Below are 26229 nucleotides of genomic sequence, written 5' to 3' on the forward strand. Positions count from 1 at the left end.
GTGCCTACCAGTTCGGGTACGAGTCGGCCGATGAATTCGGAGGGGTCGCCCTTGGCGGCGTCCCAGGCGTTCTTGAGGGCGCGGTCGGGGTTGGCTGCGGTGGAGGCGAGGCCGGCGAGCGTCATGTTGACGCCCTTGTAGTACTCGGCGGGGTGCGTCAGGTTGTACGGGTCGGTGGGGTCGACCGAGCGGACGAAGTTCAGCAGTCCCGCGGTGCCCTTGATGATTCCGCCGCCGAAGTGGGCCAGCTCGATGCCCTGGCCCACGCCGTAGTCGAAGAACTCCTGCTTGGCACGGTCCAGGCCGGTGGGTTCCTTCGGGGCGTGCGCCATCGCAGCGGTGATCGCGCCTTTGGCCGCTTCGGCAGCTTCGTTGCGCGCCTGCCGGGCGTGCTCCAGCATCTCGTGAGCATGCTGCCGTTTGGCCACGCTCGGATCGGAGAACGTTCCCGGATGCGGGAGCGGATGATCGGTGTTGCGGACCGCGTTGTACGCCGCCGCCTTCTCCTGGAACGCGGCAGCAGCGGACTCGTAGTCCTGCTTGCTCTCCTTGTAGAGGGCGATCGCCTCACCGGCCTTTCCCTGCGCGCTCGTGACCGTCCCGGCATACGTCTCCAGCGCCGTGGCCGCGTCCTCGAACGCATCCGCCGCACGCAGCCAGTCGGTCGGCAGGGTCTCGAACTTCGCCCGGAAGGCATCGGCGGCCTCCCCCTTCCAGTGACCGGAGTCGAGCTTCTTCATCCCGCCGCCGACGAGATCGAACGCCCTCTGGAAGTCCCGGAGGTTCTTCACCGCCGCGCTGATCTTCTCCGGCCTGCCGTGGATCAGCTCGTTCGCTTCCTCGCTCTGCCCGAGCTGCTGCTCCCCGACCTCCGCGCCCAGCGAGGACGCGGTCTCATCACCCCAGTCCTCGACCGCGTCCGCCCACTCATCAGCGCCGAGCTTCTCCAGACCGGAGCCGACGAAATCGGTGCCCTTGTCGATCCCCTCGCCGACGATCTCCTTGCCCTTGTCGACCAGCTTGCCCGCACCGTCGTAAAGGTCTCCGCCGAGCTTCCTCCAGTCCACCATCAGCGACTCTCCCCCCACCGCGGCTGCTCGGCCTGACGAATCGTCTCCTGCGACGGATCAAGCTGCTCCTTGAGCCGCTCATTCGCCGCTGCCCGCACCGCCGGGTCGACCAGCCCGTTGCGTTCCATGGAGTCGAGCGCGGCGTCCTCCACGTCGTAGGCGGTGTCCTGCCAGTTCTGCTTCACCTCGTCGTGGGCCTCGGCCATCGACTCCCAGCTGTAATCCGGGTTGTCGTACGCGGACTGCTTGCTGATCGTGTCCCAGCTCATCGTCTTGACCTCGTCCTCGGACAGGTGCGGGTTCCCGTTCAGGGAATTCACGCCGATCTTGAACGAGTCCTTGATGTACTGCTCCTGCTCCGCGAAGGAACCCGCCGACAGCCCGACCCCGAGCGCGAAGCCGTTCCCCTTCTGCGTCAGAGCCCGCACACCCCACTCCCAGCGGTTGCAGAACGTCTCGAACTGCGACGTCAGACCGCCGTGCCCCAACTCCAGCCCCGACAACGCAAGATCCGAGAATCCCCGGCCCGTCGACGCCTGCCCGATCATGCCGAGATCCTTCAACTCGGCATGCGCCAGATCGATCCCCTTCGCGATCGCAGCCAACGCCTCAGGCGGCACCTGAAGATCAGAACTCTCCCCGCTCACTGCATCCCCCCGAGATCCACCGCAACCGCGTCCGGCACGATGCCCGACACCGGCGGGAACAACATCCCGCCGTCCTCACTGCCCGCATCCAGCGCCACCCCCGCCGGCCCCGGCAACAACGGCACCATCACATCCAGCAACCGCGCGCCCAACACCGCCTGATACGTCCACTCCCGCCCGGCATCCCCCCGAGCCCGCGCGAACCGGGCCAACGCCTCCTCGTCCGAGAACGCACAGATCCAGCGGACCCCGTTCTGCTCCGCCGACCACAGATCCCCGGCCTCATCCAGCGGCACCAGCACCGCCGTACGCCGGAACTCACCCAGCAACACAGCAAACTCATGCCGAGCCGCCGCCACCGGATCATCCTCCGGCGTCACGGCACGGGCCGGGTCCGGTGCCTCAGGTGGTGCGGAAGTCGCCTCGTCAGCAGGCCAGTCGGCCAAGTCGGCGATCTTTGAACGCCGGGCAGGCGGCCCTGCTATCTCATCCCCGTTATCGAACACGCGTCGAATGCTGTCACAGCACACTTCCCACGAGCAACGAACAAAAATGGCCAGCTGACCGGCATCCGGACCTGCGCCCGCTCCGCGCATGCGGGGAGAGCCGCGCGGCAATCTCCAAGAGGGCACAGCGGATGATGCGCGAGTGCAACATCCACCGCATCACTCGCCGCGAGCGCTGCGGTTCGACCCGGTCGTCCCGTGAGCGGCTTCGTCGCCGGACCCGGTCGGACGCGACTTCACCGACGTCGAGGCATCAAGCTGGTCTCGGACATCACCTACCGAGTCGCGGGGCTGTCTTCGGATCCGGTGGCCATGTCGTGCTCCTCGCTGCGGCGTGTCGGCCTCTCCGACACGCAGGTATCAGATCCCTGCATTTTCATCATGGCACTTCTGGTCGTCCCGGATCCGCACCTCACAGGGAACGCCTATGAGATCAAGCTCACGCGCAGGTGCGTTGCTGTCGGCTTCCCCGATGCCCGCACGTGCCTCGGTCACGGCCGCCCGACGGGCGGTGCCCAACGGGGCATCCGTCCGACAGGCCGCGCCCGGCCCCGGGTCAGAGGGTCGGGCGCGGCCTGCGCTCACGCGGCAGACGCCTTCAGGGTGCCGGGCGGCAGCGCGGAGTGTCGGCACGGACAGGACGGATCGACGCAGAGCGCGCTGTGGGAGAGCGCGGACAGTACTGCAACCTGCAGCCGAGTCTCCTGCCCCAGTTTCTCCGCTATGCGAGCGATATGCGCCTTCACCGTCCGCTCCGCGATGCCGAGCTCACTCGCCAGCTGCCGATTGCCCAACCCTGTGCCCAGTAGGAGAAGGACTTCCCTCTCCCGATCCGTCAGCTCCTTGAGTCGTCCGGTCGCGCCCACCGGGGCGATTCCGGTTCGCCGGTAGGCGCAGGCCGCATCCGCTGCATCGGACCGTTTGGACATGCTGGCCCCTTCTGATGCCGCTGTTCCCAGCAGAGCCCCGTGCCCTGGGTGCGGCGGCAATCGTGCCCCAACCTATCCCCCGCTACCGACAGGAGCACGCCAGTAACGCGGGGCGCGGGACCCTCAAAGGCGGTGTTCCGAAAGGCGATTCAGATCGACCTGGCCACCACTCCCAGGAATTGAACATGTTCGATTTTGAGGTAGGGTCGCCCTCGAGTGGAGTGGGAGGGCTGGATGAAGATCGTGATTCCCGGGGGAACCGGGCAGGTGGGTACTGTCCTGAACCGCGCGCTGACCGCGGCCGGGCACGAGGTCGTCGTGCTGACCAGGCGGCCGGTGAGGCCGGGTGAGGTCCACTGGGACGGCAGGACCCCGGGGCCGTGGGCCGAGGCGATCGATGGCAGCGACGTCGTGGTCAACCTGGCGGGCCGCAGCGTGAGTTGCCGCTATACCGCCGCCAATCTCCAGGCCATGATGGACTCGCGGGTGCTCTCCACCCGCGTCGTGGGCGAGGCGATCGGCGCCGCGGCACACCCTCCGCGGGTCTGGCTCCAGATGAGCACCGCCACCATCTACACCCACCGCTTCGACGCGCCCAACGACGAGGGCACCGGCGTGATCGGCGGAGCGGAACCCACCGTGCCCGGCTACTGGTCCTACAGCGTGGACATCGCCAGGGCCTGGGAGCGGGAACAGGAACAGGCCGGCACTCCGCACACCCGCAAGGTGGCCCTGCGCTCCGCCATGGTGATGAGCCCCGACCGGGGCGGCGTCTTCGACGTCCTGTCGTGGTTGGCCCGCCTCGGTCTCGGCGGCCCGGTCGCGGGCGGCACACAGTACGTGTCGTGGATCCACGACCACGACTTCGCCCGCGCGGTCGAGTTCCTGGTCGACCGGGACGATCTCGCCGGCCCGGTGAACCTGGCCGCCCCCGAGCCCCTTCCGCACCGCGCGTTCATGCGCGCCCTACGTACCGCGTGGCGTGCACCGGTGGGCCTGCCCGCGATGCGATGGATGGCCGAAGTGGGCGCCTTCGCGCTGCGCTCGGACACGGAACTGCTGCTGAAGAGCCGACGTGTCGTCCCCGGCCGGCTGCTCGAGGCGGGCTTCACCTTCGCATACCCGAGGTGGCCGGAGGCGGCCCACGACCTGGCGCGGCGCCGACGGGGCCCGCAGGATCCGTCTGTCTGATCCAGGGCCCCGGCGCCTGTGGCGGCGGTGCGCCCGACGGGCTGCCTCTGTGCGCCCATGTCCGTGGCCGACGTCGCACGCTGCCATCGGTCCCGCTGTGCTGGACCGGACGCCGAGCGAGGTCGCGGGCCGTTGCGGTGTCCTCCCTACGACGCTGCAACGGCCCGCACCGCATGAGTTCTTGTACGCGGCCACAGTTGGGAGCCTGGGTGTCGGAAAAAGGTTCTCCGGCACACCGAACCTCCCCCGGGCCTTGCACATCTTCAGGTGCGTAGGCGCGCACTGACTTCGCGCGCCGATTCGTATGCGAGGGGAACCCGAAACTTCATGAAGAGCAAGCTGACCGCCGTGGCCCTTGCGGCCGTCGTCGTCGCCGGCACTGCCGCTACCGCCATCCCGGCCTCGGCCACCCCCGCCAAGACCGAGCCGACCCGCTGCCACACCGCCGACCTGAAGGCCGGCTTCGCCATGGGGGATGACGCGAAGCCGGAGATGGAGCAGACCGAGAAGCAGACCCAGGCGTACATCTGGTTCACCAACCAGAGCAAGCGCACCTGCACCCTGTCCGGCTTCGCCGGTGTCGACATGATCGGCGCTCAGAAGACCGACGGCACCTGGTCGCTGGCGCGCTCCTCCAAGAAGCCCGAAAAGATGATCCTGAAGCAGGGGGACACGGTGGACTTCAGCATCAACCTGCTCCCGGTGGCCAAGTCCACGCCGCAGAAGGAGAAGTTCGTTCCGGCGAAGTTCCTGGTCACCCCGCCGAACGAGACGGAGCACTTCACCCTGAAGTGGCCGTTTGGCGGCCAGATCCTCAAGCAGGACGGCGCCACCCACCCGGCCACCTACCTCAACCCGGTCGGGCTGTAACCAACTGGACAGCCTCTGAGCTTCCCTTCAGCGTCGCGGTGGCCACCGCAGGACTCCCGGAATGAGTTGAAGCCTCCGGGTGGTGCGGTGGCCACGTCTGACACGCGGCACGCCCGGCCTTCTCGCCGGGGCCTGGAGGTTGTGTTTCCGGCACAAGATCTCCTAAAAGGGCCATCAGCCCGCCGACGGGCCGACAGCGGCAGACCGGCGATACGCCGAAGCTCCGGCGATTCGGGGGTCGCCCCGTTCGGCCGGAGCTTCGTTGCGTCCATGACGGGCCGGCACGGACTTCTCGCCCTGCCACGGCCTGCGGACTCATCGCCCACCGGGACTCCGAAACGTCCCCGGGAGAAGTTCTTACAGGATTTCGATGGCCTTGACCTTCGGCACGTTCCGATACTTGATGTTACTCCACCGGGGGATTTTCACCACATCACCATTGGCGTCGTAGTACTTCACATCGTTGTTCCCCGTCGAGATCTGGTCGACCCACCACCCGCCGAAGTCGGTCTTCCCGCGGTTCGCATAGCAGTCCACGCTGTCACGACCGCTGCCGTTGTGCGACCAGATCTTCAAGAAATTCGCGTCGGGGTCACAGGTGACGTGGTCGATGGCGGACGCCGTTCCGGCCGGCCCGGCCAGGGTGAACGCGACGGCCACGGCAAGCGCCGCTGCCATGGTGCGCGCAACATTCATCGTTCTCGAAATCATATTTTTCCCCTTCGGTCGAAATGCCGAACCGGAAAGCCACTTCGCCATCGCGAGTGCATCGGCATTGAACGAGCATCTTAGGGAACCAGTCATCCATGCCCGGAGATCCCGATGAGGAATCACCTGAACGAGATTCTCCGACCATATGCACCCGGGCTCGACGCGGCCATGAATTGCGATTGCAGGCAAAAACATGCGGTTTTAATACGTCGAACATTCAGCCTCGATCATTCATGAGGGGCCGTCAGCCCGCTGACGGCCCCTTTTGCCCGGCTGGAGCGCGGCCCGGGCCGCGCCTCGGTTGAGCAAGGCCGCGCGTCCGCCGCCGGGGCGAGGGCGCCGAGGCTTCCGGGGTACGTCCAGGGCCCCGGCGCCTGCGGCGGCGGTGCGCCCGAGCCCCCTGATGTGACGTACGCCTCGTTTCTCGGGTGTGTTTTCCGGCATGCCGCTGTAACGAGCCCCCCGTTCGGCCCACTACCCAACGACAGAGCACACCAGGAGGGACAGGAGGTGGGCAGTGCCCGATTACGACGAAGATCGTTTCACCGCCATCTATGACGGCTGTCGGCAACGCGTGTGGGCCTACGTGGTCAGCCGTGCGGGACGACAGGTCGCCGATGAGGTGGTGAACGAGACGTTCACCGTGGCCTGGCGCAGGCTGGACGACGTTCCCGAGCCGCCGCTGCCATGGCTGCTCGGGGTCGCCCGCAACATCCTGCGGGACAGCATCCGGGCGGAGACCAGGCGCGCGTCGTTCGCCGCAGAGCTGCGCTCCTGGGCGGAACCCGCCGAGGCGGACATCGCCGAGGAGGTATCCGAGCGAAGCGCGCTGCTCAAGGCGCTGGCCACGCTGCCGGAGGACGATCGGGAACTGCTGATCCTCTCCGGGTGGCAGGGCCTGACCCCGGCGCAGGCGGCCGCGGTGGTCGGCTGCTCGCCCATCACCCTGCGGGTCCGTCTGCACCGGGCGCGCAAACGTCTCACCCAGGCCGCGTCGGCCTCCCCGCTCATGGAGGAGGCCGCAGCCGTGCGGCGCGTGTCCACCCGAGCCCGGATCGCCGTAGGAAAGGAAGCCCGGTGAAGAACGACATCCTGCACCGTCTGACAGCCGCCCGCCCCGCCCATCTCGACCCCGACCGCCCCACGCCTTCGCCGGTTCGGGAAGAGGAGCTCGCAGGGGTCATGACCCGTCCGCGCGCGACGCGCAGGGCTCGCGCCACCGCCCAGCCGCGGAGGGTGGGCCGTCCTCTCGTCTCGGGTCTCGCCCTGGCCACGGCGATGGCGGTGGCTGCTGTGCTGATCGCTGACACCACGCCGGAGAAGCCAGGACCTGCGCCCTCCGCGACGTCGGGCTCCGGCAGCCAGGTCCTTCTCGCTGCCGCCTCCCACGTCGGGCAACAACCGGCCGGCTCCGGCACCTACTGGTACGTGGAGGAACACCTCGGTTCCCTCCACAAGGTTCCCGGCAGGAACTACAGCGTCGCCGTCCGCACCGAGCAGCGGTACTGGACGGCCGCAGCCAAGAACAAGCAGTGGTCGCAGCTCCTGGACCCGGGGGCCCGCCCGGCCACGAAAGCCGACGAGGCGGCATGGAAGGCGGACGGTTCCCCCACGTCGTGGAACCTGACGGGTGAGACCGTCACCTACGCCGGCAAGGGCGAGATCCAACACGACGCCCCCGGCGGAACCGCGGACATCGTCACGATGGGCGACCTCCCCCTCCGCCTCCTGGTCACGCTCCCCACTGATGAACAGGCCCTCCGCAAGCGCCTTTTCACCCTGGTCGACAAGGACTACAACGCCCCCGAGAAAATCCTCGACCGGATCGTCGTCGACACAGCCGTCCAACTCGCCACGACCCTCCCGTCCACCCCGGCCCTGCGCGCCGCCGCCTACCGCCTCCTCGCCACCGAACCCGGCGTGCGCTCCCTCGGCGACGTCAAGGACCACACAGGCCGCACCGGCTACGCCGTCGCCCTCCCCGGCCCCTACGAGCACGCCCCCGAACTCCGCCTGATCTTCGACAAGTCCACGGGCATGCCGCTCGGCACCGAGACGGTGGCCACCCGGGGCGGTGACGGTGTGAGCAGGGGCGAGCTGCTGAGCTACACGACGATCACATCGATGAAGTGGACCGAGGAAGCACCGCCGTTCGACACCGACACCAAGGACCCGGGCCCGGGTTCCGCTCCGGTCGAAGAGCCGGATGCCGAGGCGGTTCGCTGAGGCTGTTTTCGTCGGCGAGCTCGCCGGTGAACACCCGCCGGGCGCACGCCAGATGGCCGTACGCCTGGTGGTGCTGCCCGACGACGGCCGCAGGGTCGAGCCGCCGGTCGATGACCTGTGATCAGGGTGCGACGCGCGCGTCCGCAGTTCCCGGGCGCCCGGGGCGGGGCGGTGTCGGCGAGGTCAACTACCCTGGCAGCGCTCGCCCGTTCCGTGGGTCCTGCCGGGGGGTGCTCCCATGCCGGGCCGGGTTCTCAGCTGCTCGTGATTTCCCCGTACGGAGGAGTGTCCTGTGACGGCCGGAATGCCCAAGCCCCAGATCGACACCAGCAGGCCCCACCCCGCGCGCGTCTACGACTGGCTGCTGGGCGGCAAGGACAACTATCCGGTCGACCAGCGGGTGGGGGAGACGCTGCCCGAGGAGGCGCGGGGCAACGCGGCGCGGAACCGGGCCTTCATGCACCGGGCCTCCGCCTGGCTGGCGCTGGGCGGGATCGACCAGTTCCTCGACATCGGCACCGGCATCCCCACGGCGCCCAATCTGCACCAGGTCGTCCAGGCCATCAGACCGACCGCCCGGATCGTCTACGCGGACAACGACCCGATAGTCCTGCGCCATGCGGAAGCGTTGCTGATCAGCAGCCCACAGGGTGTCACCGACTACATCCACGCGGATGTACGGCAGCCGAAGGCGATCCTCGAACATGCCCGTGAGCTGCTGGACTTCAGCAGGCCCATCGCGCTGTCCCTGATCGCCCTGATGCACTTCCTGCCCGACGACCAGGACCCGTACGGCATCACCCGCACCCTGGTCGACGCCCTGCCCGCGGGCAGCTTCCTGGTGCTCTCGCACGGCACGGCCGACCAGCATCCCGAGCTCCAGCAGGAGACCGAGACCGCGTACAGGAAGGGGGCGATCCCGCTGCGGATGCGTACCCGAAGCGAGGTCGAGCCCTTCTTCGACGGTCTCGACCTCGTCGAGCCCGGGCTGGTGTTCGCCACGGAGTGGTACCAGGAGGAGCCCGCACCGGTGCGGGAACGCAGCGGCTTCTACGTGGGTGTCGGGCGGGTGCGCTGAGCCTGGGGGAGTGACGTGCGGGACCGATGAGTCCGGGGCGGTGCGGCAGTCCTGATTCTGAGCGCACCAGCGAGAGGGTGGACCGATGAGCAATCTGCACGACCTCCTGGAGAAGCATGTCGGCGGCGGGGCGGCGCCGGGAGCCGTGGGCCTGGTCGCCCATGGCGGCCGGGCCGAGGTGACGGCGGTCGGCTCCGCCGATGCGGACGGCACGGCCCCGATGGCCAGGGACTCGATCTTCCGCATCGCATCCCTCACCAAGCCCGTCATCGCCGCGGCCGTCATGCTGCTGGTCGAGGACGGCCGGATCGCGCTGGACGGCCCGGTCGGGCAGTGGCTGCCGGAACTGGCGGCACCGAAGGTGGTCCGCACCCCGGCCTCCCCGGTCGACGACGTGGTTCCGGCCGCCAGGGCGATCACGGTGGCCGATCTGCTCACCTTCCGGGCCGGGTGCGGATTCCCGTCCGACTTCTCGCTGCCGGTGGTCGGGCTGCTGTTCAGCGAGCTGAAACAAGGACCGCCGCAGCCCCGGCTCATCGAGGCGCCGGACGCGTGGATGGCCACCCTGTCCCGCATTCCGCTGCTGCACCAGCCGGGCGAGGCCTGGCTGTACAACACCTGCTCCGACATCCTGGGTGTGCTGATCGCCCGGGTCTCGGGCCGGCCGTTGCCCGAGTTCCTGGCCGAGCGGCTGTTCGCGCCGCTGGGCATGGCCGACACCGGTTTCGCGGTACCGGCCGACAAGCTCGACCGGTTCACCAGCTACTACCGGACCGACCCGGAGGGCGGCGGTCTCCAACTGGTCGACGCGCCCGACGGGCAGTGGAGCAGCGTGCCGGCGTTTCCGTCCGGTGCCGGCGGGCTGGTCTCGACCGTGGACGACTGGTACTCCTTCGCCCGGATGCTGCTTGCCGAGGGCAGTGCCGACGGGCGCCGGCTGCTGTCGGCCGAGTCGGTGCGGCAGATGACCACCGACCATCTGACGCAGGCGCAGCGCGACGACAGCACGCTGTTCCTGGAGGGGCAGGGCTGGGGCTTCGGCGGCTCGGTCGATGTCGAGGCCATTGACCCCTGGAACGTACCGGGACGCTACGGCTGGGTGGGCGGCACCGGAACGACGGCGCACCTCACTCCGTCCACCGGCACGGTCACCGTCCTGCTCACTCAGCTGGAAATGGCCGGACCGACCCCGCCCACGGTCATGCGGGAGTTCTGGCGGTACGCGGCCGGGGCCTGAGGCCCGGGGCGGCGAGACCTGCTACCGCAGCGGTTTCGCGAAGCAGATGCTGTTCTCGTACGTGCGGTAGTGGCCGAATTTCGCGCACGGAGTGTAACCGCTGGACGTGTACAGCGCGATCGCCTCGGGCTGCTTGTCCCCGGTCTCCAGCACCATGCGACTACGGCCGGCCGCCCGCGCGTCGGCCTCCAGGGCGGCCAGGATGCGGCGCGCCAGCCCGTTGCCGCGGCCCTCGGGTATGACGAACATCCGCTTGATCTCGGCGTCGCCGTCGGAGTAGCCCTCGTCGTTCTGCTCCTGGGAGCGCCAGCCACCGGTGGCGACCGGGCGATGCTGCGCATCGTAGGCGAGGAGATACAGACCGTTCGGCGGCTCGAACATCGACGCGTCGAGCGGTGTGACATCGCCCTCGTCGCCGTATCGCTCGGCGTATTCGAGCTGCACCTGGTCGTTGAGTTTGACGGCATCGGCGTGATCGAAGGGCCGAGAGTGGATATTCATGCGGAATATCGTACAGGTATGCGTCCACTGTCTGTCGGTATCGTGCCGTAATGCTCACTGTCACCAGCGTCAATGTAAATGGGCTCCGAGCCGCCGCCAAGAAGGGCTTCGTCGAGTGGCTGGCCCGGACCGAAGCCGATGTGATCTGCCTGCAGGAGGTGCGGGCCGAGCCGCAGCAGCTGCCCGACGAGGTGCGCGACCCCGAGGGCTGGCACACCGTGCACGCACCGGCCGCCGCCAAGGGGCGGGCCGGTGTCTCCCTCTATACGCGGCGGGCGCCCGAGCGCGTGCAGATCGGGTTCGGCGGCTTCGGGGACGCCGGGAGCGAGGAGTTCGACGCGAGCGGCCGCTACATCGAGGTCGACCTGCCCGGTGTCACGGTCGCGAGCCTGTATCTGCCCTCCGGCGAGGTCGGCACGGAGAAGCAGGACGAGAAGGAACGGTTCATGGCCGCGTTCCTCCCGTATCTGAAGGGCCTCAGGAAGCGGGCGGCGGCCGGCGGCCGTGAGGTCGTGGTGTGCGGTGACTGGAACATCGCCCACCAGGGGGCCGACCTGAAGAACTGGAAGGGCAACAAGAAGAACTCCGGCTTCCTCCCCGAGGAGCGGGAGTGGCTGACCCGGGTCTTCGGCGAGGCCGAGTACGTCGATGTCATACGGGCGCTGCACCCGGAGGAGGAGGGGCCGTACTCGTGGTGGTCCTACCGCGGGCGGGCCTTCGACAACGACACGGGCTGGCGGATCGACCTTATCGTCAGTTCGCCTCGCTTGGCGGAGCGTGCGGTGAAGGCGTACGTGGAGAGGGCCGCGAGCCATGCGGAACGGTGGAGCGATCACGCGCCCGTGACTGCCGTGTTCGATCTGTAGGAAGCGGCAGCGGAAAGCCCCGCCTGGCCGGGCGTGCGGTGAAGGGCTGGGTCGAGCGGGCCGCGGCGCACGGCGAGCGATGGAGCGACCATGCGCCGGTGACGGTGGTCTTCGGCCTGTAGGGCGTGCGGGGGCGGAATGACCGGGGGCCCTCCGCAGGTGTGTTCAGGGGGCGGGGGTCTTGGCCCGTCCTGTCAGCAGGCGGGTCCCCGCGGCGGGCGGCCGGTGTTCTCGCGGCGCAGGCGGCGGTCCAGGGCCATGGAGAGCTCGGCGTCCACCACCGCGCGGGCCAGCGGGCGCAGTTGGGGCGGTTCCTTTTCGTCGCTGTGGGCTTCGAAGGCACTCACGAAGAGTTCGGCGAGCGCGTCCGCGTGCTCGCGGACCCGGCGGCCGGCCGAGAGCACCGTGGCGAGCGGCACCCCTTCCCGTACCAGCTCCGCCGACACCTCCAGGAGGCGTCGGCTGATGTGGACGATCTCGTCGCCGTCGGTGGCCAGATACCCCAGGTCGAGGGCGGCGGCCAGATTCTCCGGGGTGACCTCGCCCTCGAAGTAGTCCGCGAGCTGTTCGGGGGTGAGGCGGACCGGGGTTTCCTCGGTCGGTTCGCCCAGGCCCAGCACCTCGGCGACATCGCGGCCGCTCTCGAAGGTGCGGGCGAGATCGGCGATGCCGGTGAGGGTGTGGCCGCGCTCCAGCAGGCCCGCGATGGTGCGCAGCCGGGCCAGGTGGTGGTCGTCGTACCAGGCGATGCGTCCCTCGCGCCGGGGTGGCGAGATCAGGCCGCGCTCCCGGTAGAAGCGCACGGTCCGTACGGGGATGCCGGCCTCCTTGGCCAGCTCCTCCATCCGGTATTCGCGGTGCTCGCGTCCTTCAGCCACACCCGCACCCTATGTCGTACCGTCGGTAACTTTCCCTTGTCGCATCCCTACCCATCGGTACGGAGCTGTTCTACCCTCCCAACAATGCCAGCGATTGCTGGCAGAGTCGTGTGACGTACCGCGGGAGGCGGCAGCATGGCCGAGCACGAGCACGTACGAGTGGCGGTGATCGGATCCGGATTCGGGGGCCTCGGGGCCGCGGTCCGGCTGCGCCGCGAAGGCATCACGGACTTCGTCGTCCTGGAACGGGCCGACTCCGTCGGCGGCACCTGGCGCGACAACAGCTATCCGGGCTGCGCCTGCGACGTACCGTCCCACCTCTACTCGTTCTCGTTCGCCCCCAACCCCGAGTGGCCGCGCACCTTTTCCGGACAGGAGCACATCCGTGCCTACCTGGAGCATGTCGCGGACACCTTCGGGCTGCGCCCGCACATCAGGCTGGGCCATGAAGTGATGATGATGCGTTGGGAGCGCGACGAGCTCCACTGGGTCATCGAGACCGGGGGCGGGGCCACGTTCACCGCCGATGTGGTCGTCTCCGCGACCGGCCCGCTCTCCGACCCGAAGATACCGGACATACCCGGGCTCGACGGCTTCCCCGGCAAGGTCTTCCACTCGGCCCGCTGGGACCACGACTACGACCTGACCGGCAAGCGCGTCGCGGTGATCGGCACCGGAGCCTCCGCCATCCAGATCGTGCCCTCGATCCAGCCGAAGGCCGCCGAGCTGACGCTCTTCCAGCGCACCCCGCCGTGGGTCATGCCGCGCATGGACCGCAGGATCAGCGGCGCCGAGCGCTGGCTGCACCGCACGCTCCCCTTCACCGGTACCGCGCGCCGCGGACTGCTCTGGGGCATAAGGGAGTTGCAGGTCAGCGCCTTCACCAAGCACCCGAACGAGCTGGGCCCGGTCGAGACGATAGCCAAGTCCAACATGGCGCGGTCCATCAAGGACCCGGCGCTGCGGGCCAAGTTGACCCCCTCGTACCGCATCGGCTGCAAGCGCATCCTGCTCTCCAGCGCCTACTACCCGGCGCTCGCCCAGCCCAATGTGGAGGTGGTCGCCTCCGGTCTGGCCGAGGTCCGCGGCTCCACGGTCGTCGCCTCCGACGGTACGGAGACCGAGGTCGACGCGATCGTCTTCGGCACCGGCTTCCATGTGACTGACATGCCGATCGCCGACCGGGTGGTGGGCGCGGAAGGCACCACGCTCGCAGAGTCCTGGAAGGACGGCATGCAGGCGCTGCGCGGTGCGAGCGCGTCCGGTTTCCCCAACTGGATGACGATCATCGGCCCCAACACGGGGCTCGGGAACTCCTCGATGATCCTCATGATCGAGTCCCAGCTGAACTACATGGCCGACTATCTGCGCCAGCTGAAGGTGCTGGGCGGCCGTGTCGCACTCGACGCGCGGGCCTCGGCGGTCGGGGCCTGGAACCGCCGGGTGCAGGAGCGGATGAAGCGCACCGTGTGGAACACCGGCGGCTGCAACAGCTGGTACCTGGACGCCAACGGCCGCAACACGACGGTCTGGCCGGGCACCACCTCCGAATTCCGCAAGGTGACGCGGTCGGTCCATCTCGCGGAGTACGAGGTCGTCCGGGTACCGAAGCAGGCCGCTGCCCCCGAGCGGTCCGTCGTCGAGGAGATCGCGGGATGAGCCGGCTGCTGCGGCGCGACGACGCCCCGCCGGTCCCCGCGCGCGAACTGACCGCGATCTCCGCCGACGGCGCCCGGATCCATGTCGAGACGCACGGGCAGGACGGCGCCCCCGCGGTGGTCCTGTCGCACGGCTGGACCTGCAACACCCACTTCTGGGCCGCGCAGATCCGGGACCTCGCGGTGGACCACCGGGTCGTCGTCTACGACCAGCGGGGCCACGGACGTTCGCCCGCGGTCGGCCGCGACGGGTACAGCACGGACGCCCTCGCCGACGACCTCGAAGCGGTGCTGGCCGTTGCCCTCGAACCGGGCGAGAAGGCCGTGCTCGCCGGGCACTCCATGGGCGGGATGACGATGATGGCCGCCTCGCGCCGGGCCGGGCTGCGTGAGCACGCGGCCGCCGTACTGCTGTGCAGCACCGGCAGCTCGCGGCTGAGCGCCGAGTCGCTGGTGGTGCCGTTGCGGGCCGGGGCCGTCCGTACCCGGATGACCCGCGCGATTCTCGGGGCGCGTGCCCCGCTCGGGCCGGTCACGCCGGTCTCCAGGCGGATACTCAAGTACGGGACGATGGGAGCGGGTTCGGCACCCGAACGGGTCGAGATCTGCGCCAGGATCGTGCACGCCTGCCCGCGGGCGGCCAGAGTCGCCTGGGGACATGTCCTCGCGGAGCTCGATCTCGACGCGGGGGTACGGGAGTTGCGAGTGCCCACGGCGGTGATCGCGGGCACGGAGGACCGGCTGACGCCGCTCGTGCACGCCCGTGCCATCGCGGCGGCGCTGCCCGACTGCCTGGGGCTCACCGAGCTGGCGGGCATGGGCCACATGACACCGGTGGAGGCGCCGGAGGCGGTCACCGCGGAGATCCGGGAGCTCGTCTCCGCGTACGTCCCGGCGGGCGGCACGGACGGTGTGGACGGTACGGCCGAGAAGGAGGATGTCGCATGAGCGACAGGCGGAGTCTCGAAGGACAGGTCGTCGTCGTCACGGGCGCGGCGCGTGGCGTGGGCGAACTGCTGGCGCGCAAGCTCTCTGCGCGCGGGGCCAAGCTCGCGCTGGTCGGCCTGGAACCGGACGAACTGAAGAAGGTCTCCGAGCGGCTGCACTCGCAGAGCGACCACTGGTTCGCGGATGTCACCGACCACGAGGCGATGGCGCGCGTCGCCGAGCAGGTCAAGGAGCGGTTCGGGAAGGTCGACGTCGTCGTCGCCAACGCCGGAGTCGCGTCGGGCGGTCCGTTCGTCGACTCGGACCCGGAGGCGTGGCGCCGGGTCATCGAGGTCAATCTGATCGGCGGCGCGGTGACGGGGCGGGCCTTCCTGCCGGTGCTCATGGAGAGCCGCGGGTACTTCCTGCAGATCGCCTCGCTCGCGGCGATGACACCGGCGCCGATGATGACCGCGTACTGCGCGTCCAAGTCGGGCGTGGAGGCGTTCGCGCACAGCCTGCGGGCCGAGGTCGGCTACCGCGGGGTAAAGGTCGGGGTCGGCTATCTGTCCTGGACCGACACGGACATGGTGCGGGGCGCCGACCGGGACGACGTGATGCGGGAACTGCGGCAGCGGCTGCCCTGGCCGTCGAACCGTACGTATCCGCTGGGCCCGGCGGTCGACCGGATCGTGACCGGTATCGAGCGGCGGTCGGCGCATGTGTACGCGCAGTGGTGGCTGCGCGGGATGCAGTCCGTGCGGGGCTACCTGCCCTCGGTGATCGGTGTCGTCGGACAGCGCGAGATGCGGCGGTTCGGGGCGCGGCTGGAGGGCGTGAGCAAGGGACTCGTGGGCGCCGGAGGCGCCGCTGACCAGGACGCACGGGCGGTGCGTACGCAGAGTAAGTGATCGAAATGCGATGAATGTCGGGGCGTGTAACTCTGGTCGAGGCCGTTACAGGCCGTCCCCCACGCACCCACTAGGAGTGAAAAGCATGGGTATCGCAGACCAGTTCAAGGACAAGGCGCAGGAGCTCGCCGACCAGGCGAAGAAGAAGGCGAACGAGGGCCGCGAGGGCCGCGAGGGCCACGAGGGCCGCGGCGAGGCTCGGAACCAGGGTCGGGAGCGGGCGCAGGGCGCGTCCGAGCGAGCCTCGAAGACGTCGCAGCAGGGCCGTAACAAGGCCCAGCAGGGCCGTGACAGGGTCCGGGACGCTGCGGACGACACCCGCGAGCGCTTCGACCGCTGACGCGATTCGCGACACTGCGCGTTGTCTGCTTGAGGGCGCGCCCGGATACCGGGCGCGCCCTTTCCGGTTCCCCGTCGGCTTGTTGCGGCCCGAGGAGGGCCTCGTTCCTGCCGGGCCGCCGGGCCGCCGGGCCGTGGCGATTGGCGCCCTGCAGGGGCTTGATCCCGAGAAGGTCATCCGTCTCGGCTTCGCCCGTCACGAGGCTGTCGGGCCGGTGGTTCGAGCCCGGCCCTCTCGAACCGGGCCCCGTTCGGGGGCTGTTAACCTGCGGCGATCCATTCTTCCTTTACCGGACTCATACCAGTCCCTCACCAACAAGAGGTTGCGCATGCGCGCAGGCAGATCCGGCTTCGCGGTCATGGTCGCGGGAACGCTCGCCCTGGGGGCATTCACCGCGCCGTCCGCGCAGGCGGCGGACACCGGCGTCAAGGTGTCGAACCTCGTCCTGAACAAGGGCAAGTCCATCATCGTGGGTACGTCCGCAGAGGTCACCCCCACATTCACGTACCGCGTGTCGTGGCCGTCCGGCCTCAAGCAGTCCGACGTGAACACCTCCCTGTTGCTGTATCACGACACCACCCCCGCCAAGGCCTCGGAGCGCGGGGCCATCTACACGGTGCTCACCGCCTGTGAGGACGGCTCCGTGGCCGCCGACTGCGAGGGCACGCTGTACATCGACCCGCGATACACCCTCGACTCGAACAACGACGCCACGACCTGGAAGAGCGCCGTCTGGGTACGCATCTGGAACGCGAAGGGCGGGCTCAAGAGCGAGGAGTATCTGCCTCTCTCGCCCACCGTGCGGGTCAAGCGTGCGGCGAAGGTCACCGTCGACGCCTCGCCCGAGCCCGTCGCCAAGGGCGGCAAGCTCACCGTCACCGGCAAGATCACCCGCGCGGACTGGGTGAAGCACAGTTACACCGGCTTCGGTGGCAAGGCGGCCAAGCTCCAGTTCCGCAAAGCCGGTACCAGCACGTACAACACGGTCAAGATCGTGAAGGCGAACTCGACCGGCGCCCTGAAGACCACGGTCACCGCCTCCGCCGACGGCTACTGGCGATGGACCTTCGGTGAGACGAACACGACCGGCGGCGCGACCGCGGCCGGCGACTACGTCGACGTCAAGTGACGGTCTCCTTTCCTCGGAACAAGCCGACCCGGTAGCCCCGGGGCGGCGCGCCGGACTCCTGGAGCGCCGGGTGAGACAGCCCTGGCCGTTGACCCGACGGTCAGCCCGGCCGTCCCACCCGGCGCGCAACACCACTGCCCGCAACCCACGGCACGCATCGGGTTGTGATCAATCTGCTGGATTCGGCTTCGTGGCGGGGTCCGAGCGGCGTTCCCACGCTTCGGCTCACCGCTGACGTTCGGCTCACGTCCCGACGGTGCCCACGAACCAGGGCTGCCCGGAGGGTTCTTGACGACGTTGCGGCGGGTCGGGATGGCTTGACGGACTCGACGAACGGGGTCCAGGCGGACGCGGCGATGGCGAGGGCCGGTCCTTCGGGGCGCTTGGAGTCGCGGACGGGGACGATGCCGGTGTGACCGTCGGCGACTTCGAGGCAGTCGCCGACGGAGGAATTGCTGTAGCTGCTCCTACGCCAGGTCGCGGTGCTCAAGTCGATCCGGCTGCGCACCATTTCGGTTCTCCTCTGCCGCTTCCTCGATCACGGAGAGGGACGCCTTCGGTGACAAGGCGGCGGCCCTCAGGAGACCGTATGACCTGCGGGGCTGCCGTCCTGGCCGGGCCGGCCACCGGATATCAGTTCTCGGCCGGGTGCACCAGGTCGCTCGGGTCGGTGTTCGCCCCGCACAGCACGACGGCGACCCGCTCGCCGCTGCCCGGCCGGTAGCCGAGGTTCGGCGCTGTCGGCCCGGCCGGAAGGTCCGGGGCGGTGAGCGCGGCCAGCGCGGTGGCGGCGGCGTGCTCGACGGCGACGCGGCGGTGGTCCCACAACTCCTGGCGGGCGCGGACGATTTCGCCGTCCGGTACCAGGACGGAGCGGACGTCGTCCCGGCGGGCGGCGTCCAGGGCCAGCGCGGTGGCACGGCGGGCGCCGAGGGCGTCGATGGCGACCGAGTCGACGGGGACGTCGACCGGGCGACCGGCCTCGATGGCGGCGTTCAGCGCCCGGCAGTTCTCCGGCTCGACGGCGACCGTGCGGATTCCGTGGTGCTGAGCGGCGGTGGCGACACCGGCGAACAGGCCGCCGCCGCCGACCGAGACCACCACGGTGTCCAGACCGGGGATCCGGGCGTGGATCTCCTCCAGCAGGGTCCCGGCCCCGGCGGCGATCAGCGGGTGGTCGTAGGCGTGCGCGGCGAGCGCGCCGGACGAGGCGGCGAACTCCTCACACGCTTCGAGGGCTTCGGCGTACTCCGCGCCGACCACCCGCACGTCCGCCCCGAAGTCGCGCAGCTTGGCCACCTTCACCGCCGGGGCGACGGTCGGCAGGAACACGGTGGCGCGCACGCCCTGCTGCCGGGCCGCCCATGCGCAGGCGAGCCCGGCGTTGCCGCCGGAGGCGATGGTCACGCCCGCGTCCGGCAGGGTGCCGGCCTCGCGGTGGGCCTGGATGAAGTTCTGCGCGCCGCGCGCCTTGAAGGAGCCGGTGTGCTGCATGAACTCCAGCGCGAACCAGACCTCGCAGGGCTCCTCGGACCGGGCGTCGAGGAGACCGCCCTGAGCTGTGCGGATCGTTCCCGGGTCGACGGGGGCGACGGCGACCGGGCGGACGTGCCCGGCGATCCGGTCGGTGGCGGCCTTGATGTCGTCGTACGTGAGCTGGTGCACGTAGTTGCTCCTGCCGAGAGAGGTTCACGGCCGGGCGACGAGCCAGCCGGTGGAACGGTTCGGGCCTCCGGACCCGGCCAGTACACCATGGCCGCCTTCCCACCGTCCCGCCGCGCCCTCAGCCGATCGTATGCCTTGCGGTACCGCCTCACGATGGACGGATCGTCGATGGTCCGACCGTGGTGGACGGTCTGGTGCGAGCTGCCCGCGCCCTCCGGGTGGGACCGGGTGGTGGGCGGGCCGGTCACCGTCGGCCCCGGTGGTGGACCGGGAACAGCATCCGGCCCGGGTGCGCTGTCCCGGGACGTCGTGGACGGGTGATGCGGGGAGCACTGCCGCAAGGCCGAACCGGACTGCGCCGGCCGGCCCCGCGGCATCCCCGGCACGCACGAGGGCAGTGATCGGAAGGTGTGGATGGCCCCCGGCCCGGCGAGGCCGAGGAGCGCCACCGGTATTCATCGCAGGGTGAGCGGGGTCTCGGATTCCATGCGGGTCAGTTTCTCCGGGTTGCGGACGTAGTAGAGGCCGGTGATGCGCGCGTCCTCGACACGGATCGCCAGGACGCCGTCGATCTCGCCGTCCAGGCGCAGGACGAGTGCGGGGTTGCCGTTGACCACGGTGGGGCCACCGGTGAGCGCGCCTTCGGCCTTGCCGGAGCCGCCGACGATGAAGCGGGCCACCTTGTCGGAGCCGATGACCGGCCGTCGTGCGGCCTGCTTGATGCCGCCGCCGTCGCTCACCAGGACGACGTCGGGAGCGAGCACGTCGAGGAGGCCCTGGAGGTCCCCGGTTTCGAGCGCGCGCCGGAACGATTCCAGAGCCGCCCGGGTCTCGCTCGCGGAGACCGCCGCGCGAGGGCGGCGGGCATCGACGTGCCGGCGGGCGCGGTGCGCGATCTGGCGGACGGCCGCGGGGCTCTTGTCGACGGCGGCCGCGATCTCGTCGTAGCCGACGTCGAAGGCCTCGCGCAGTACGAAGACGGCCCGCTCCGTCGGCGACAGCGTTTCGAGGACGAGCATCAGCGCCATCGACACACTCTCGGCGAGCTCGACGTCCTCGGCCACGTCGGGCGCGGTGAGCACCGGCTCGGGCAGCCAGGGGCCGACATAGGCCTCCTTGCGGCGCGTCATGGTGCGCAGCCGGTTGAGCGACTGCCGGGTTGTGATCCGGACCAGGTAGGCGCGCCGGTCGCGTACCTGCCCCAGGTCGACCTCGACCCACCGCAGCCAGGTTTCCTGGAGGACGTCCTCCGCGTCGGCCGCCGATCCGAGCATCTCGTACGCGACGGTGAAGAGCAGGTTGCGGTGGGCGACGAAAGCCTCGGTCGCCTGATCGGTGGCGTGGTCGCTCATATCCAGGTCCCTCTCCTTCGTGGTCGGCCCCGGTTGCCGCAGGAGTTCACACGTGCGTCCACAGCAAGGTCCTCCTTCCTCCGTCGACGGCCGGCCGGCGACCGGTCCACCGATGCGTGGCTCACGGGACAGCCCTCATGCCGCCCGTTCAGCGGCGACCGGCGCCGTGCCGCCCTTGGCCCGCAGCAGCTGTCTGCGCTTGTCGTCCTTGGCCCACCAGGTGCGCGCACCGGGCTTGCGTGCCTCGTACGACAGCTGCCAGGGGATGCCCTTGCAAATGAGCTCCTTGATCTTCGCGCCCGGGCGGCCGCCGAGGTAGTACCTCTTGGCGGTGTCGTCCCTGCCGGTGAGCTGAAAGACGCCTGCGCGACGCCCCAGGCTGATGCACTGGGCGACGAACCTCACGTCGACGGGCGCGGGCTGCTTGCCCGCGAGCCGGCTGAGTACTGTCTCGGCGGCCTGCGGGCCCAGCTGAACCGCGGCCTGACAGCTCATCCGGAACGGCAGGTCCGACGGTGCCGCCGAATCCCCGGCCGCGACGATGCGCGCGTCGTCCACGCTCGTCAACGTCTCGTCCGTGAGCAGGCGGCCCAGGGCGTCGGTGCTCAGCCCGCTGCGGGCGGCCAGGTCCGGCACGCCGAATCCGGCGGTCCAGATGGTGACCCTGCTCGGGAGCTCGCGGCCGTCGCCGAGCCGCACGGCATCGCGGGTCACGGCGGTCGCCCTCGCCCCCGGGCCTTCGAGCACGGTCACACCGAGCCCGGCGAGGCGCCTGGCGACCGAGCGGCGACTTCGAGGGTGCAGGTCCGGGCCGAGCACCTCGCCGCAGACCAGGGTCACGGTGCGGCCCCCCTCCGCCAGTTCGGCGGCGGTCTCGATGCCGGTCGGGCCGGCGCCGACCACCGTCACCGCGGCCGTCGCGGGCGCGGCGTCGACGACCGGCCGCAGCCGCTGCGCCTCCTCCAGGCCGGCGATCGGGTAGGCGAACTCCGCCGCTCCGGGCACACCGGGGTCGGCGCCGCCACTGCCCACCGCGTAGACCAGGTAGTCGTAGCCGACCGTGCCGCCGGTCGCCAACGTCACGCTGCGCCCGGCCGCGTCGATCCGTGTCACGGTGTCGACCACCAGCCGGATGCCCTTGCCCAGGACGTCTGCGTAGTCGACGACCGCGTCGTGGGACCCGCCCACCAGTTGGTGCAGGCGGATCCGCTCGACGAAGGCCGGGCGCGGGTTGATCAGCGTCACTGTCACGTCGTCGCGCTGCGTCAGACGATTGGCCGCCATGACGCCGGCGTATCCTCCGCCGATCACGACCACATCGGTGTTCTCGCTCACGGTGTCTCCTTCGTTGCCAGGGTTCGGCATCAAGACACCGCGTGATGGATCGCTGTGACACCGCGTGAGACAGATCACTCGTGCGGGTGTGGGGCTCGGAACGGGGAGATCGTGCCGTCGTTGCCGTCCGTTCGGCACAGGGGTCCGCCTACCGTGGCGGCAGGGGCGGACGCCGCCGGTCCGGGACCGACTCGTAGGTCGGAGGGGTCGCCGCCGGATGGGCGGCCAGCAGGTCCAGCGCCACCCGCACCGCGTCGTCCAGCACCGCGTACCGGCCCTCGGCCCAGTCGAGCGGGGTGCGCAGGGCCTCCAGGTCCGGTTCGACGCCGTAGTTCTCGACCGACCAGCCGTACGTGTCGAACCAGGCCGCGTTCATCGGCACCGTGATCACCGTGCCGTCACCCAACCGGTGCCGGCCGGTCATGCCGACCACGCCGCCCCACGTCCGCTGGCCCACCACCGGGCCCAGTTTCAGCAGGCGGAACACGGCGGTGATCATGTCGCCGTCGGAGGACGTCGCCTCGTCGGCCAGGGCGACCACCGGGCCCCGGGGGGCGTTGGAGGCGTAACTGACCGGCTGGGCGTTGCGCGTCAGGTCCCAGCCGAGGATCGTGCGGGTGAGCTTCTCGACCACCAGCTCGCTGATGTGGCCGCCCGCGTTGCCGCGTACGTCGACGATCAGGGCCGGGCGGGAGACCTCCCCGCGCAGGTCCCGGTTGAACTGGGCCCAGCCCGAGCCGCCCATGTCGGGGATGTGCAGATACCCGCACTTGCCGCCGCTCAACTCCCGTACGACTTGACGGCGTTTGGCCACCCAGTCCTGGTAGCGCAGAGGCCGTTCGTCGACCAGGGGGACGATCGCGACCCGGCGGGAGTGGCCCTCGCTGCCGGACGGGCGGAAGGTGAGTTCCACCGTGGTGCCGCCCGCTGCGGAGAGGAGGGGGTACGGGCCCGTCACCGGGTCGACCGGGCGGCCGTCGACATGGGTGAGGACCGCGCCCTCCCGGATGCCCGTACCGGCCAGCGGGGAACGGGCCTTGGAGTCGGAGGAGTCACCGGGCAGGATGCGCCGGACCGTCCAGTCGCCGTCCCGGCACACCAGGTTCGCGCCGAGCATCCCGATCGCCCGCTGGTAGTGCGGCGGGCCCTCGTTGCGGCGGGCCGGTGCCACATACGCGTGCGAGGTGCCCAGTTCGCCCAGGACCTCGCGCATGAGATCGGCGAACTCGTCGGGGGAGGCGACCCGTTCGACCAGCGGGCGGTACTGGTCGAGTACGCCGTCCCAGTCGATGCCGCACATGTCCGGTTCCCAGAAGTACGAGCGGATGATGCGGCCGCCCTCCCCGTACGCCTGCCGCCACTCGGCCCCCGGGTCGACCTCGTGCAGGATGCGGCGCAGATCGATGTAGACCGTCGAGTCGCTGTCGCCGGTCTCGGTGGCGGGGACGGCGCGCAGCTCGCTCTCGTCCATGACGACCAGCCGCGTCGCGTCGCCGCTGACCGCGAACCAGTCCAGATGGCCGACGAGTTCGGTCTTCCTGGCCTTGGAGATGTTGAAGTGTTCGAGCGTGGGGCGGCCCGACATGTCCGCCGGGTTGGCGAATGTCTCGCCGAGCGCTCCCGAGATCGGCCAGCGCAGCCAGACGAGCCCGCCACCACTGACCGGATGAAGGGCCGAGTACTTCGACGCGGAGACCGGGAACGGCGTCACCCGGCTCTCCAGGCCCTCGAACTCGACCGTGACCGTTGACGGCCCCTCGCCCGTACCGGCGTCGACGACGACGTCGTCGGCCGGGTCGAGACCGCCCGCCGCCGGACGCCCCTCCGGGGACAGGGCGAACGGGGAGGGCGTGGCCGAGGAGAGCGGCACCAGGTACGGGCGGCAGCCCAGCGGGAAGGAGAGGTCCCCGGTGTGGACGTCGTACACCGGGTCGAAACCGCGCCAGGAGAGGAAGGCGAGATAGCGTCCGTCGCCCGTGAAGACGGGATTCTCGTCCTCGAAGCGGCCGTTGGTGACATCGACGATCACCGGAGCGCCGGACCCCAGGATGCGCGCCAGTTTGATCTGGCGCAGCGAACGGCCGATTCCGGGGTGCGACCAGACCAGCCAGGCGCCGTCCGGTGAGAACGCCATGTCCCGGACCGGTCCGTTGACGGAGCGGATCAGTTCGGTGGGTTCGCCGGTGGATTCCTCCTCGTCCGTGTCCAGGAGCAGCAGCCGCCCGTCGTTCGTGGCGATCGCAAGGCGCTCGCCGTCCGGGTCGGCGATCAGCTCCTGGACCCTGCCGACCTGTCCGGAGGCCAGCCGTCGCGGCTCGCGGTCGCCGCTGGCGCGCGGCAGGTAGGCGATCTCGATCGCGTCCTCGCCGTCCGCGTCCGTGACGTAGGCGACCTGGCCGCCGCTGCCGAGCATCTCGGGCAGCCGGACCCGGACCCCCGGGGTGTTGGAGATCGTCCGGGCGGGGCCGTCGCGGTGGGTGAGCCAGTACAGGCTGCCGCGTACGGAGACGGCGCTGGCCCGGCCCGTCTCGTCCACGGACAGCGAGTCGACATTGCTGGCGGCCGACACCTGGTACGTACGCCGTCCGGCACGCGGGCCGCCGAGCCGTACCTCCAGCTTCCGCGGCACCGCGTCCGGCGACTCCAGGTCGTCCACCAGCCACACATCGCCGGCGCACTGGTAGACGACCCGGCTGCCGTCGCTGGACGCGTGCCGGGCGTAGAAGGCGTCGTGATCCGTGTGGCGGCGCAGATCGCCGCCGTCGGGCAGGCAGGAGTACAGATTGCCGACGCCCTCGTGGTCGGAGAGGAACGCGATCCGGCCGCCGACGAACATGGGCGAGTCGAGGTGCCCGCCGATGTCCGGGAGCAGCCGCTTGCCGTGCAGCCACAGCCGCCCCATCGCGCCGCCCCGGTACCGCTTCCAGGAGGCCGGTTCGTGCGGAGGTTTGCCGGTCAGCAGCAGGGTGCGCCGCTCGCCGTCGATTTCGGCGACGGCGATGTCGGAGACCGGTCCCCAGGGGAGTTTGCCGCCGGGGCTGCCGTCCGTGGGGACCGTGTAGGCCCAGGAGACATACGAGAACGGCTGGTTGTGCGAGGACACGGCGAGGATCTGCGAGGTGTCCGGGGGGTCGGGTGTCCAGCCGCAGACCCGGGCGTCCGTCGACCCCCAGTAGGTGAGCCGGCGGGCCGGGCCGCCCTCGACCGGCGCGAGATGGATCTCGGGGTCGAGGCTGCGCCAGGTCGTGAAGGCGATACGGCTTCCGTCGGGGGAGAACCGCGGGTGGCTGACTCTGGTCCGGTCGACGGTCAGCCGCCACGCGCGGCCGGGCCGCTGCCCCTCGGCGGCGAGGGGAGCGACCCAGAGATCGTCCTCGGCCGCGAAGCAGAGCAGATCCTCGTGGAGGTGCGGGAAACGGAGATACGCGACGTCGTCACTCACCCTCCAATGCTTTCCGCGCTGGAGGACCCCGGCAACTTGTGGTGCGGAACACAAGCGAAACGATTTCGTTTCGCTGGGCAGGCGGAGTACCGTCGATGTGTACGAAACAGTTTCGTTCGATTGACTGCTGTACGGGAGTCACGAACAGAAGCGCGAACAGAAGCGCGAACAGGAGGTCGACACGTGGCGCGCACCCGGCTCACGCCCGAGCGCGAGAGCGAGCTGTACGCCGCCGTGCTCGACCTGCTCCGCGAGGTCGGCTACGACGCCCTGACCATGGACGCCATCGCCGCCCGCACCCGTTCGAGCAAGGCCACCCTCTACCGCCAGTGGGGGAGCAAGCCCGAGCTGGTCGTCACGGCCCTGCGGCACAACAAGCCGGTGTCCCTCGCCGAGATCGACACCGGATCGCTGCGCGGTGACTTCCACGCCGCGCTGAGCCGCAGCGACGACTGCCAGATGGAGAAGAACTCCGCGCTGATGCGGGGTCTGAGCCATGCCGTCCACGACAATCCCGATCTGCTCCAGGCCCTGCGTGAACTGCTGATCGAGCCGGAGATGACCGGCCTCAACACACTGCTGCGCCGAGCCGTGGACCGGGGTGAACTGCGTCCGGATCATCCGGCGCTGAAATATGTATCGCACATGCTGATCGGTGCCTTCACCGCTCGGCAGCTGGTCGAGGACCGCCCCGTCGACCAGGCGTTCCTCACCGACTACGTCGACTCCGTGATTCTCCCCGCACTCGGAGTCGGCTGAA

Annotated in this window: 26 protein-coding genes and 1 pseudogene; 15 read left to right on the top strand and 12 right to left on the bottom strand. The window is 69.9% G+C overall.

Annotated elements, in window-relative coordinates:
• The 4 genes from ACIPEK_RS25795 to ACIPEK_RS25810 form a co-directional block, all read right to left on the bottom strand.
• Positions 1–1070, bottom strand: a 1070-nt coding sequence (locus ACIPEK_RS25795) for a WXG100 family type VII secretion target (RefSeq protein ID WP_402000356.1), incomplete at its 3' end; no start/stop codon positions are given.
• Positions 1070–1717, bottom strand: coding sequence for a hypothetical protein (locus ACIPEK_RS25800; protein ID WP_402000359.1), 648 nt, complete (start codon positions 1715–1717; stop codon positions 1070–1072). The genes ACIPEK_RS25800 and ACIPEK_RS25795, both read right to left, overlap by 1 nt.
• Positions 1714–2223 (bottom strand): SseB family protein, encoded by a 510-nt coding sequence (locus tag ACIPEK_RS25805; protein ID WP_402000362.1) that lies wholly within the window; start codon positions 2221–2223, stop codon positions 1714–1716. The genes ACIPEK_RS25800 and ACIPEK_RS25805 overlap by 4 nt, the downstream gene beginning before the upstream one ends.
• 581 nt (positions 2224–2804) lie before the next feature.
• On the bottom strand, positions 2805–3152 hold the full coding sequence (locus ACIPEK_RS25810; protein ID WP_402000365.1) for a LuxR C-terminal-related transcriptional regulator: 348 nt from the start codon (positions 3150–3152) through the stop codon (positions 2805–2807).
• Positions 3153–3386: 234 nt separating this feature from the next.
• Between ACIPEK_RS25810 and ACIPEK_RS25815 the strand changes: the two genes are divergently transcribed.
• Both ACIPEK_RS25815 and ACIPEK_RS25820 read left to right on the top strand, forming a co-directional pair.
• Entirely contained in the window at positions 3387–4343 is a 957-nt protein-coding gene (locus ACIPEK_RS25815; protein ID WP_402000367.1) for a TIGR01777 family oxidoreductase, read from the top strand.
• 327 nt (positions 4344–4670) lie between these two features.
• A complete protein-coding gene (locus ACIPEK_RS25820) occupies positions 4671–5213 on the top strand; it encodes a DUF4232 domain-containing protein (protein ID WP_402000370.1) in 543 nt (180 codons plus the stop codon).
• 357 nt (positions 5214–5570) lie between these two features.
• On the opposite strand, the gene ACIPEK_RS25825 is transcribed toward ACIPEK_RS25820, so the two are convergent.
• On the bottom strand, positions 5571–5924 hold the full coding sequence (locus ACIPEK_RS25825; RefSeq protein ID WP_402000704.1) for a beta/gamma crystallin domain-containing protein: 354 nt from the start codon (positions 5922–5924) through the stop codon (positions 5571–5573).
• Positions 5925–6441: 517 nt separating this feature from the next.
• On the opposite strand from ACIPEK_RS25825, the gene ACIPEK_RS25830 reads away from it, so the two are divergent.
• The 5 genes from ACIPEK_RS25830 (at position 6442) to ACIPEK_RS25850 (ending at position 10465) form a co-directional block, all read left to right on the top strand.
• Positions 6442–7005 (top strand): RNA polymerase sigma factor, encoded by a 564-nt coding sequence (locus tag ACIPEK_RS25830; RefSeq protein WP_402000373.1) that lies wholly within the window; start codon positions 6442–6444, stop codon positions 7003–7005.
• Entirely contained in the window at positions 7002–8150 is a 1149-nt protein-coding gene (locus tag ACIPEK_RS25835) for a CU044_5270 family protein (protein WP_402000376.1), read from the top strand. The genes ACIPEK_RS25830 and ACIPEK_RS25835 overlap by 4 nt, the downstream gene beginning before the upstream one ends.
• Entirely contained in the window at positions 8131–8271 is a 141-nt protein-coding gene (locus tag ACIPEK_RS25840) for a hypothetical protein (protein ID WP_402000379.1), read from the top strand. The genes ACIPEK_RS25835 and ACIPEK_RS25840 overlap by 20 nt, the downstream gene beginning before the upstream one ends.
• 171 nt (positions 8272–8442) lie before the next feature.
• Positions 8443–9228 carry an SAM-dependent methyltransferase gene (locus ACIPEK_RS25845; protein WP_402000382.1) on the top strand — a complete coding sequence of 262 codons (786 nt, stop codon included), beginning with the start codon at positions 8443–8445 and terminating at the stop codon, positions 9226–9228.
• Positions 9229–9313: 85 nt separating this feature from the next.
• A complete protein-coding gene (locus ACIPEK_RS25850; RefSeq protein ID WP_402000385.1) occupies positions 9314–10465 on the top strand; it encodes a serine hydrolase domain-containing protein in 1152 nt (383 codons plus the stop codon).
• Positions 10466–10486: 21 nt separating this feature from the next.
• Here the strand turns inward: ACIPEK_RS25850 and ACIPEK_RS25855 are convergent, their stop codons facing one another.
• Positions 10487–10966 (bottom strand): GNAT family N-acetyltransferase, encoded by a 480-nt coding sequence (locus tag ACIPEK_RS25855; protein WP_402000388.1) that lies wholly within the window; start codon positions 10964–10966, stop codon positions 10487–10489.
• Between the two features lie 50 nt (positions 10967–11016).
• Between ACIPEK_RS25855 and ACIPEK_RS25860 the strand changes: the two genes are divergently transcribed.
• A complete protein-coding gene (locus tag ACIPEK_RS25860; RefSeq protein WP_402000391.1) occupies positions 11017–11832 on the top strand; it encodes an exodeoxyribonuclease III in 816 nt (271 codons plus the stop codon).
• A gap of 194 nt (positions 11833–12026) precedes the next feature.
• Here ACIPEK_RS25860 and ACIPEK_RS25865 read toward each other — a convergent pair whose 3' ends face one another.
• Entirely contained in the window at positions 12027–12677 is a 651-nt protein-coding gene (locus ACIPEK_RS25865) for a MerR family transcriptional regulator (RefSeq protein WP_402000707.1), read from the bottom strand.
• A gap of 168 nt (positions 12678–12845) precedes the next feature.
• Here ACIPEK_RS25865 and ACIPEK_RS25870 point away from each other — a divergent pair, with 168 nt between their 5' ends.
• The 5 genes from ACIPEK_RS25870 to ACIPEK_RS25890 all read left to right on the top strand — a co-directional run bounded on the left by ACIPEK_RS25870 (position 12846) and on the right by ACIPEK_RS25890 (position 17675).
• Positions 12846–14369 (top strand): flavin-containing monooxygenase, encoded by a 1524-nt coding sequence (locus ACIPEK_RS25870; protein ID WP_402000394.1) that lies wholly within the window; start codon positions 12846–12848, stop codon positions 14367–14369.
• Complete coding sequence (locus ACIPEK_RS25875; protein ID WP_402000396.1) at positions 14366–15316, top strand: alpha/beta fold hydrolase; 951 nt, start codon at positions 14366–14368, stop codon at positions 15314–15316. The genes ACIPEK_RS25870 and ACIPEK_RS25875 overlap by 4 nt, the downstream gene beginning before the upstream one ends.
• Positions 15313–16206: an SDR family oxidoreductase gene (locus tag ACIPEK_RS25880; RefSeq protein ID WP_402000399.1), complete on the top strand. Its 894-nt coding sequence runs from the start codon at positions 15313–15315 to the stop codon at positions 16204–16206. The genes ACIPEK_RS25875 and ACIPEK_RS25880 overlap by 4 nt, the downstream gene beginning before the upstream one ends.
• A gap of 85 nt (positions 16207–16291) precedes the next feature.
• Entirely contained in the window at positions 16292–16546 is a 255-nt protein-coding gene (locus tag ACIPEK_RS25885) for a hypothetical protein (RefSeq protein ID WP_402000402.1), read from the top strand.
• Between the two features lie 328 nt (positions 16547–16874).
• The gene (locus ACIPEK_RS25890; protein ID WP_402000405.1) at positions 16875–17675 is read left to right on the top strand and encodes a hypothetical protein; all 801 of its coding nucleotides are present in this window, start codon (positions 16875–16877) and stop codon (positions 17673–17675) included.
• Positions 17676–17991: 316 nt separating this feature from the next.
• Here ACIPEK_RS25890 and ACIPEK_RS25895 read toward each other — a convergent pair.
• Together ACIPEK_RS25895 and ACIPEK_RS25900 are read right to left on the bottom strand one after the other, a co-directional pair.
• A pseudogene (locus ACIPEK_RS25895) lies at positions 17992–18186 on the bottom strand (DUF397 domain-containing protein); the annotation flags it as partial.
• A 122-nt stretch (positions 18187–18308) separates the two neighbouring features.
• Positions 18309–19340, bottom strand: coding sequence for a threonine/serine dehydratase (locus ACIPEK_RS25900; protein WP_402000407.1), 1032 nt, complete (start codon positions 19338–19340; stop codon positions 18309–18311).
• Between the two features lie 153 nt (positions 19341–19493).
• Here ACIPEK_RS25900 and ACIPEK_RS25905 point away from each other — a divergent pair, with 153 nt between their 5' ends.
• The gene (locus tag ACIPEK_RS25905; protein WP_402000410.1) at positions 19494–19661 is read left to right on the top strand and encodes a hypothetical protein; all 168 of its coding nucleotides are present in this window, start codon (positions 19494–19496) and stop codon (positions 19659–19661) included.
• Positions 19662–19795: 134 nt separating this feature from the next.
• Here the strand turns inward: ACIPEK_RS25905 and ACIPEK_RS25910 are convergent, their stop codons facing one another.
• From ACIPEK_RS25910 to ACIPEK_RS25920, 3 genes are all read right to left on the bottom strand, one after another.
• Entirely contained in the window at positions 19796–20692 is an 897-nt protein-coding gene (locus ACIPEK_RS25910) for an RNA polymerase sigma-70 factor (protein WP_402000412.1), read from the bottom strand.
• Positions 20693–20827: 135 nt separating this feature from the next.
• Positions 20828–22027, bottom strand: a complete 1200-nt coding sequence (locus ACIPEK_RS25915) for an NAD(P)/FAD-dependent oxidoreductase (RefSeq protein ID WP_402000414.1) — start codon at positions 22025–22027, stop codon at positions 20828–20830.
• Positions 22028–22175: 148 nt separating this feature from the next.
• The gene (locus ACIPEK_RS25920; protein ID WP_402000417.1) at positions 22176–25469 is read right to left on the bottom strand and encodes a S41 family peptidase; all 3294 of its coding nucleotides are present in this window, start codon (positions 25467–25469) and stop codon (positions 22176–22178) included.
• A 183-nt stretch (positions 25470–25652) separates the two neighbouring features.
• Between ACIPEK_RS25920 and ACIPEK_RS25925 the strand changes: the two genes are divergently transcribed.
• Positions 25653–26228: a TetR/AcrR family transcriptional regulator gene (locus ACIPEK_RS25925; RefSeq protein WP_383068267.1), complete on the top strand. Its 576-nt coding sequence runs from the start codon at positions 25653–25655 to the stop codon at positions 26226–26228.
• Position 26229 lies beyond the last annotated feature (1 nt).

Origin of the sequence: Streptomyces sp. NPDC088246, from assembly GCF_044741025.1 — a bacterium.
In the GTDB taxonomy this organism is placed as follows: Bacteria; Actinomycetota; Actinomycetes; order Streptomycetales; family Streptomycetaceae; genus Streptomyces.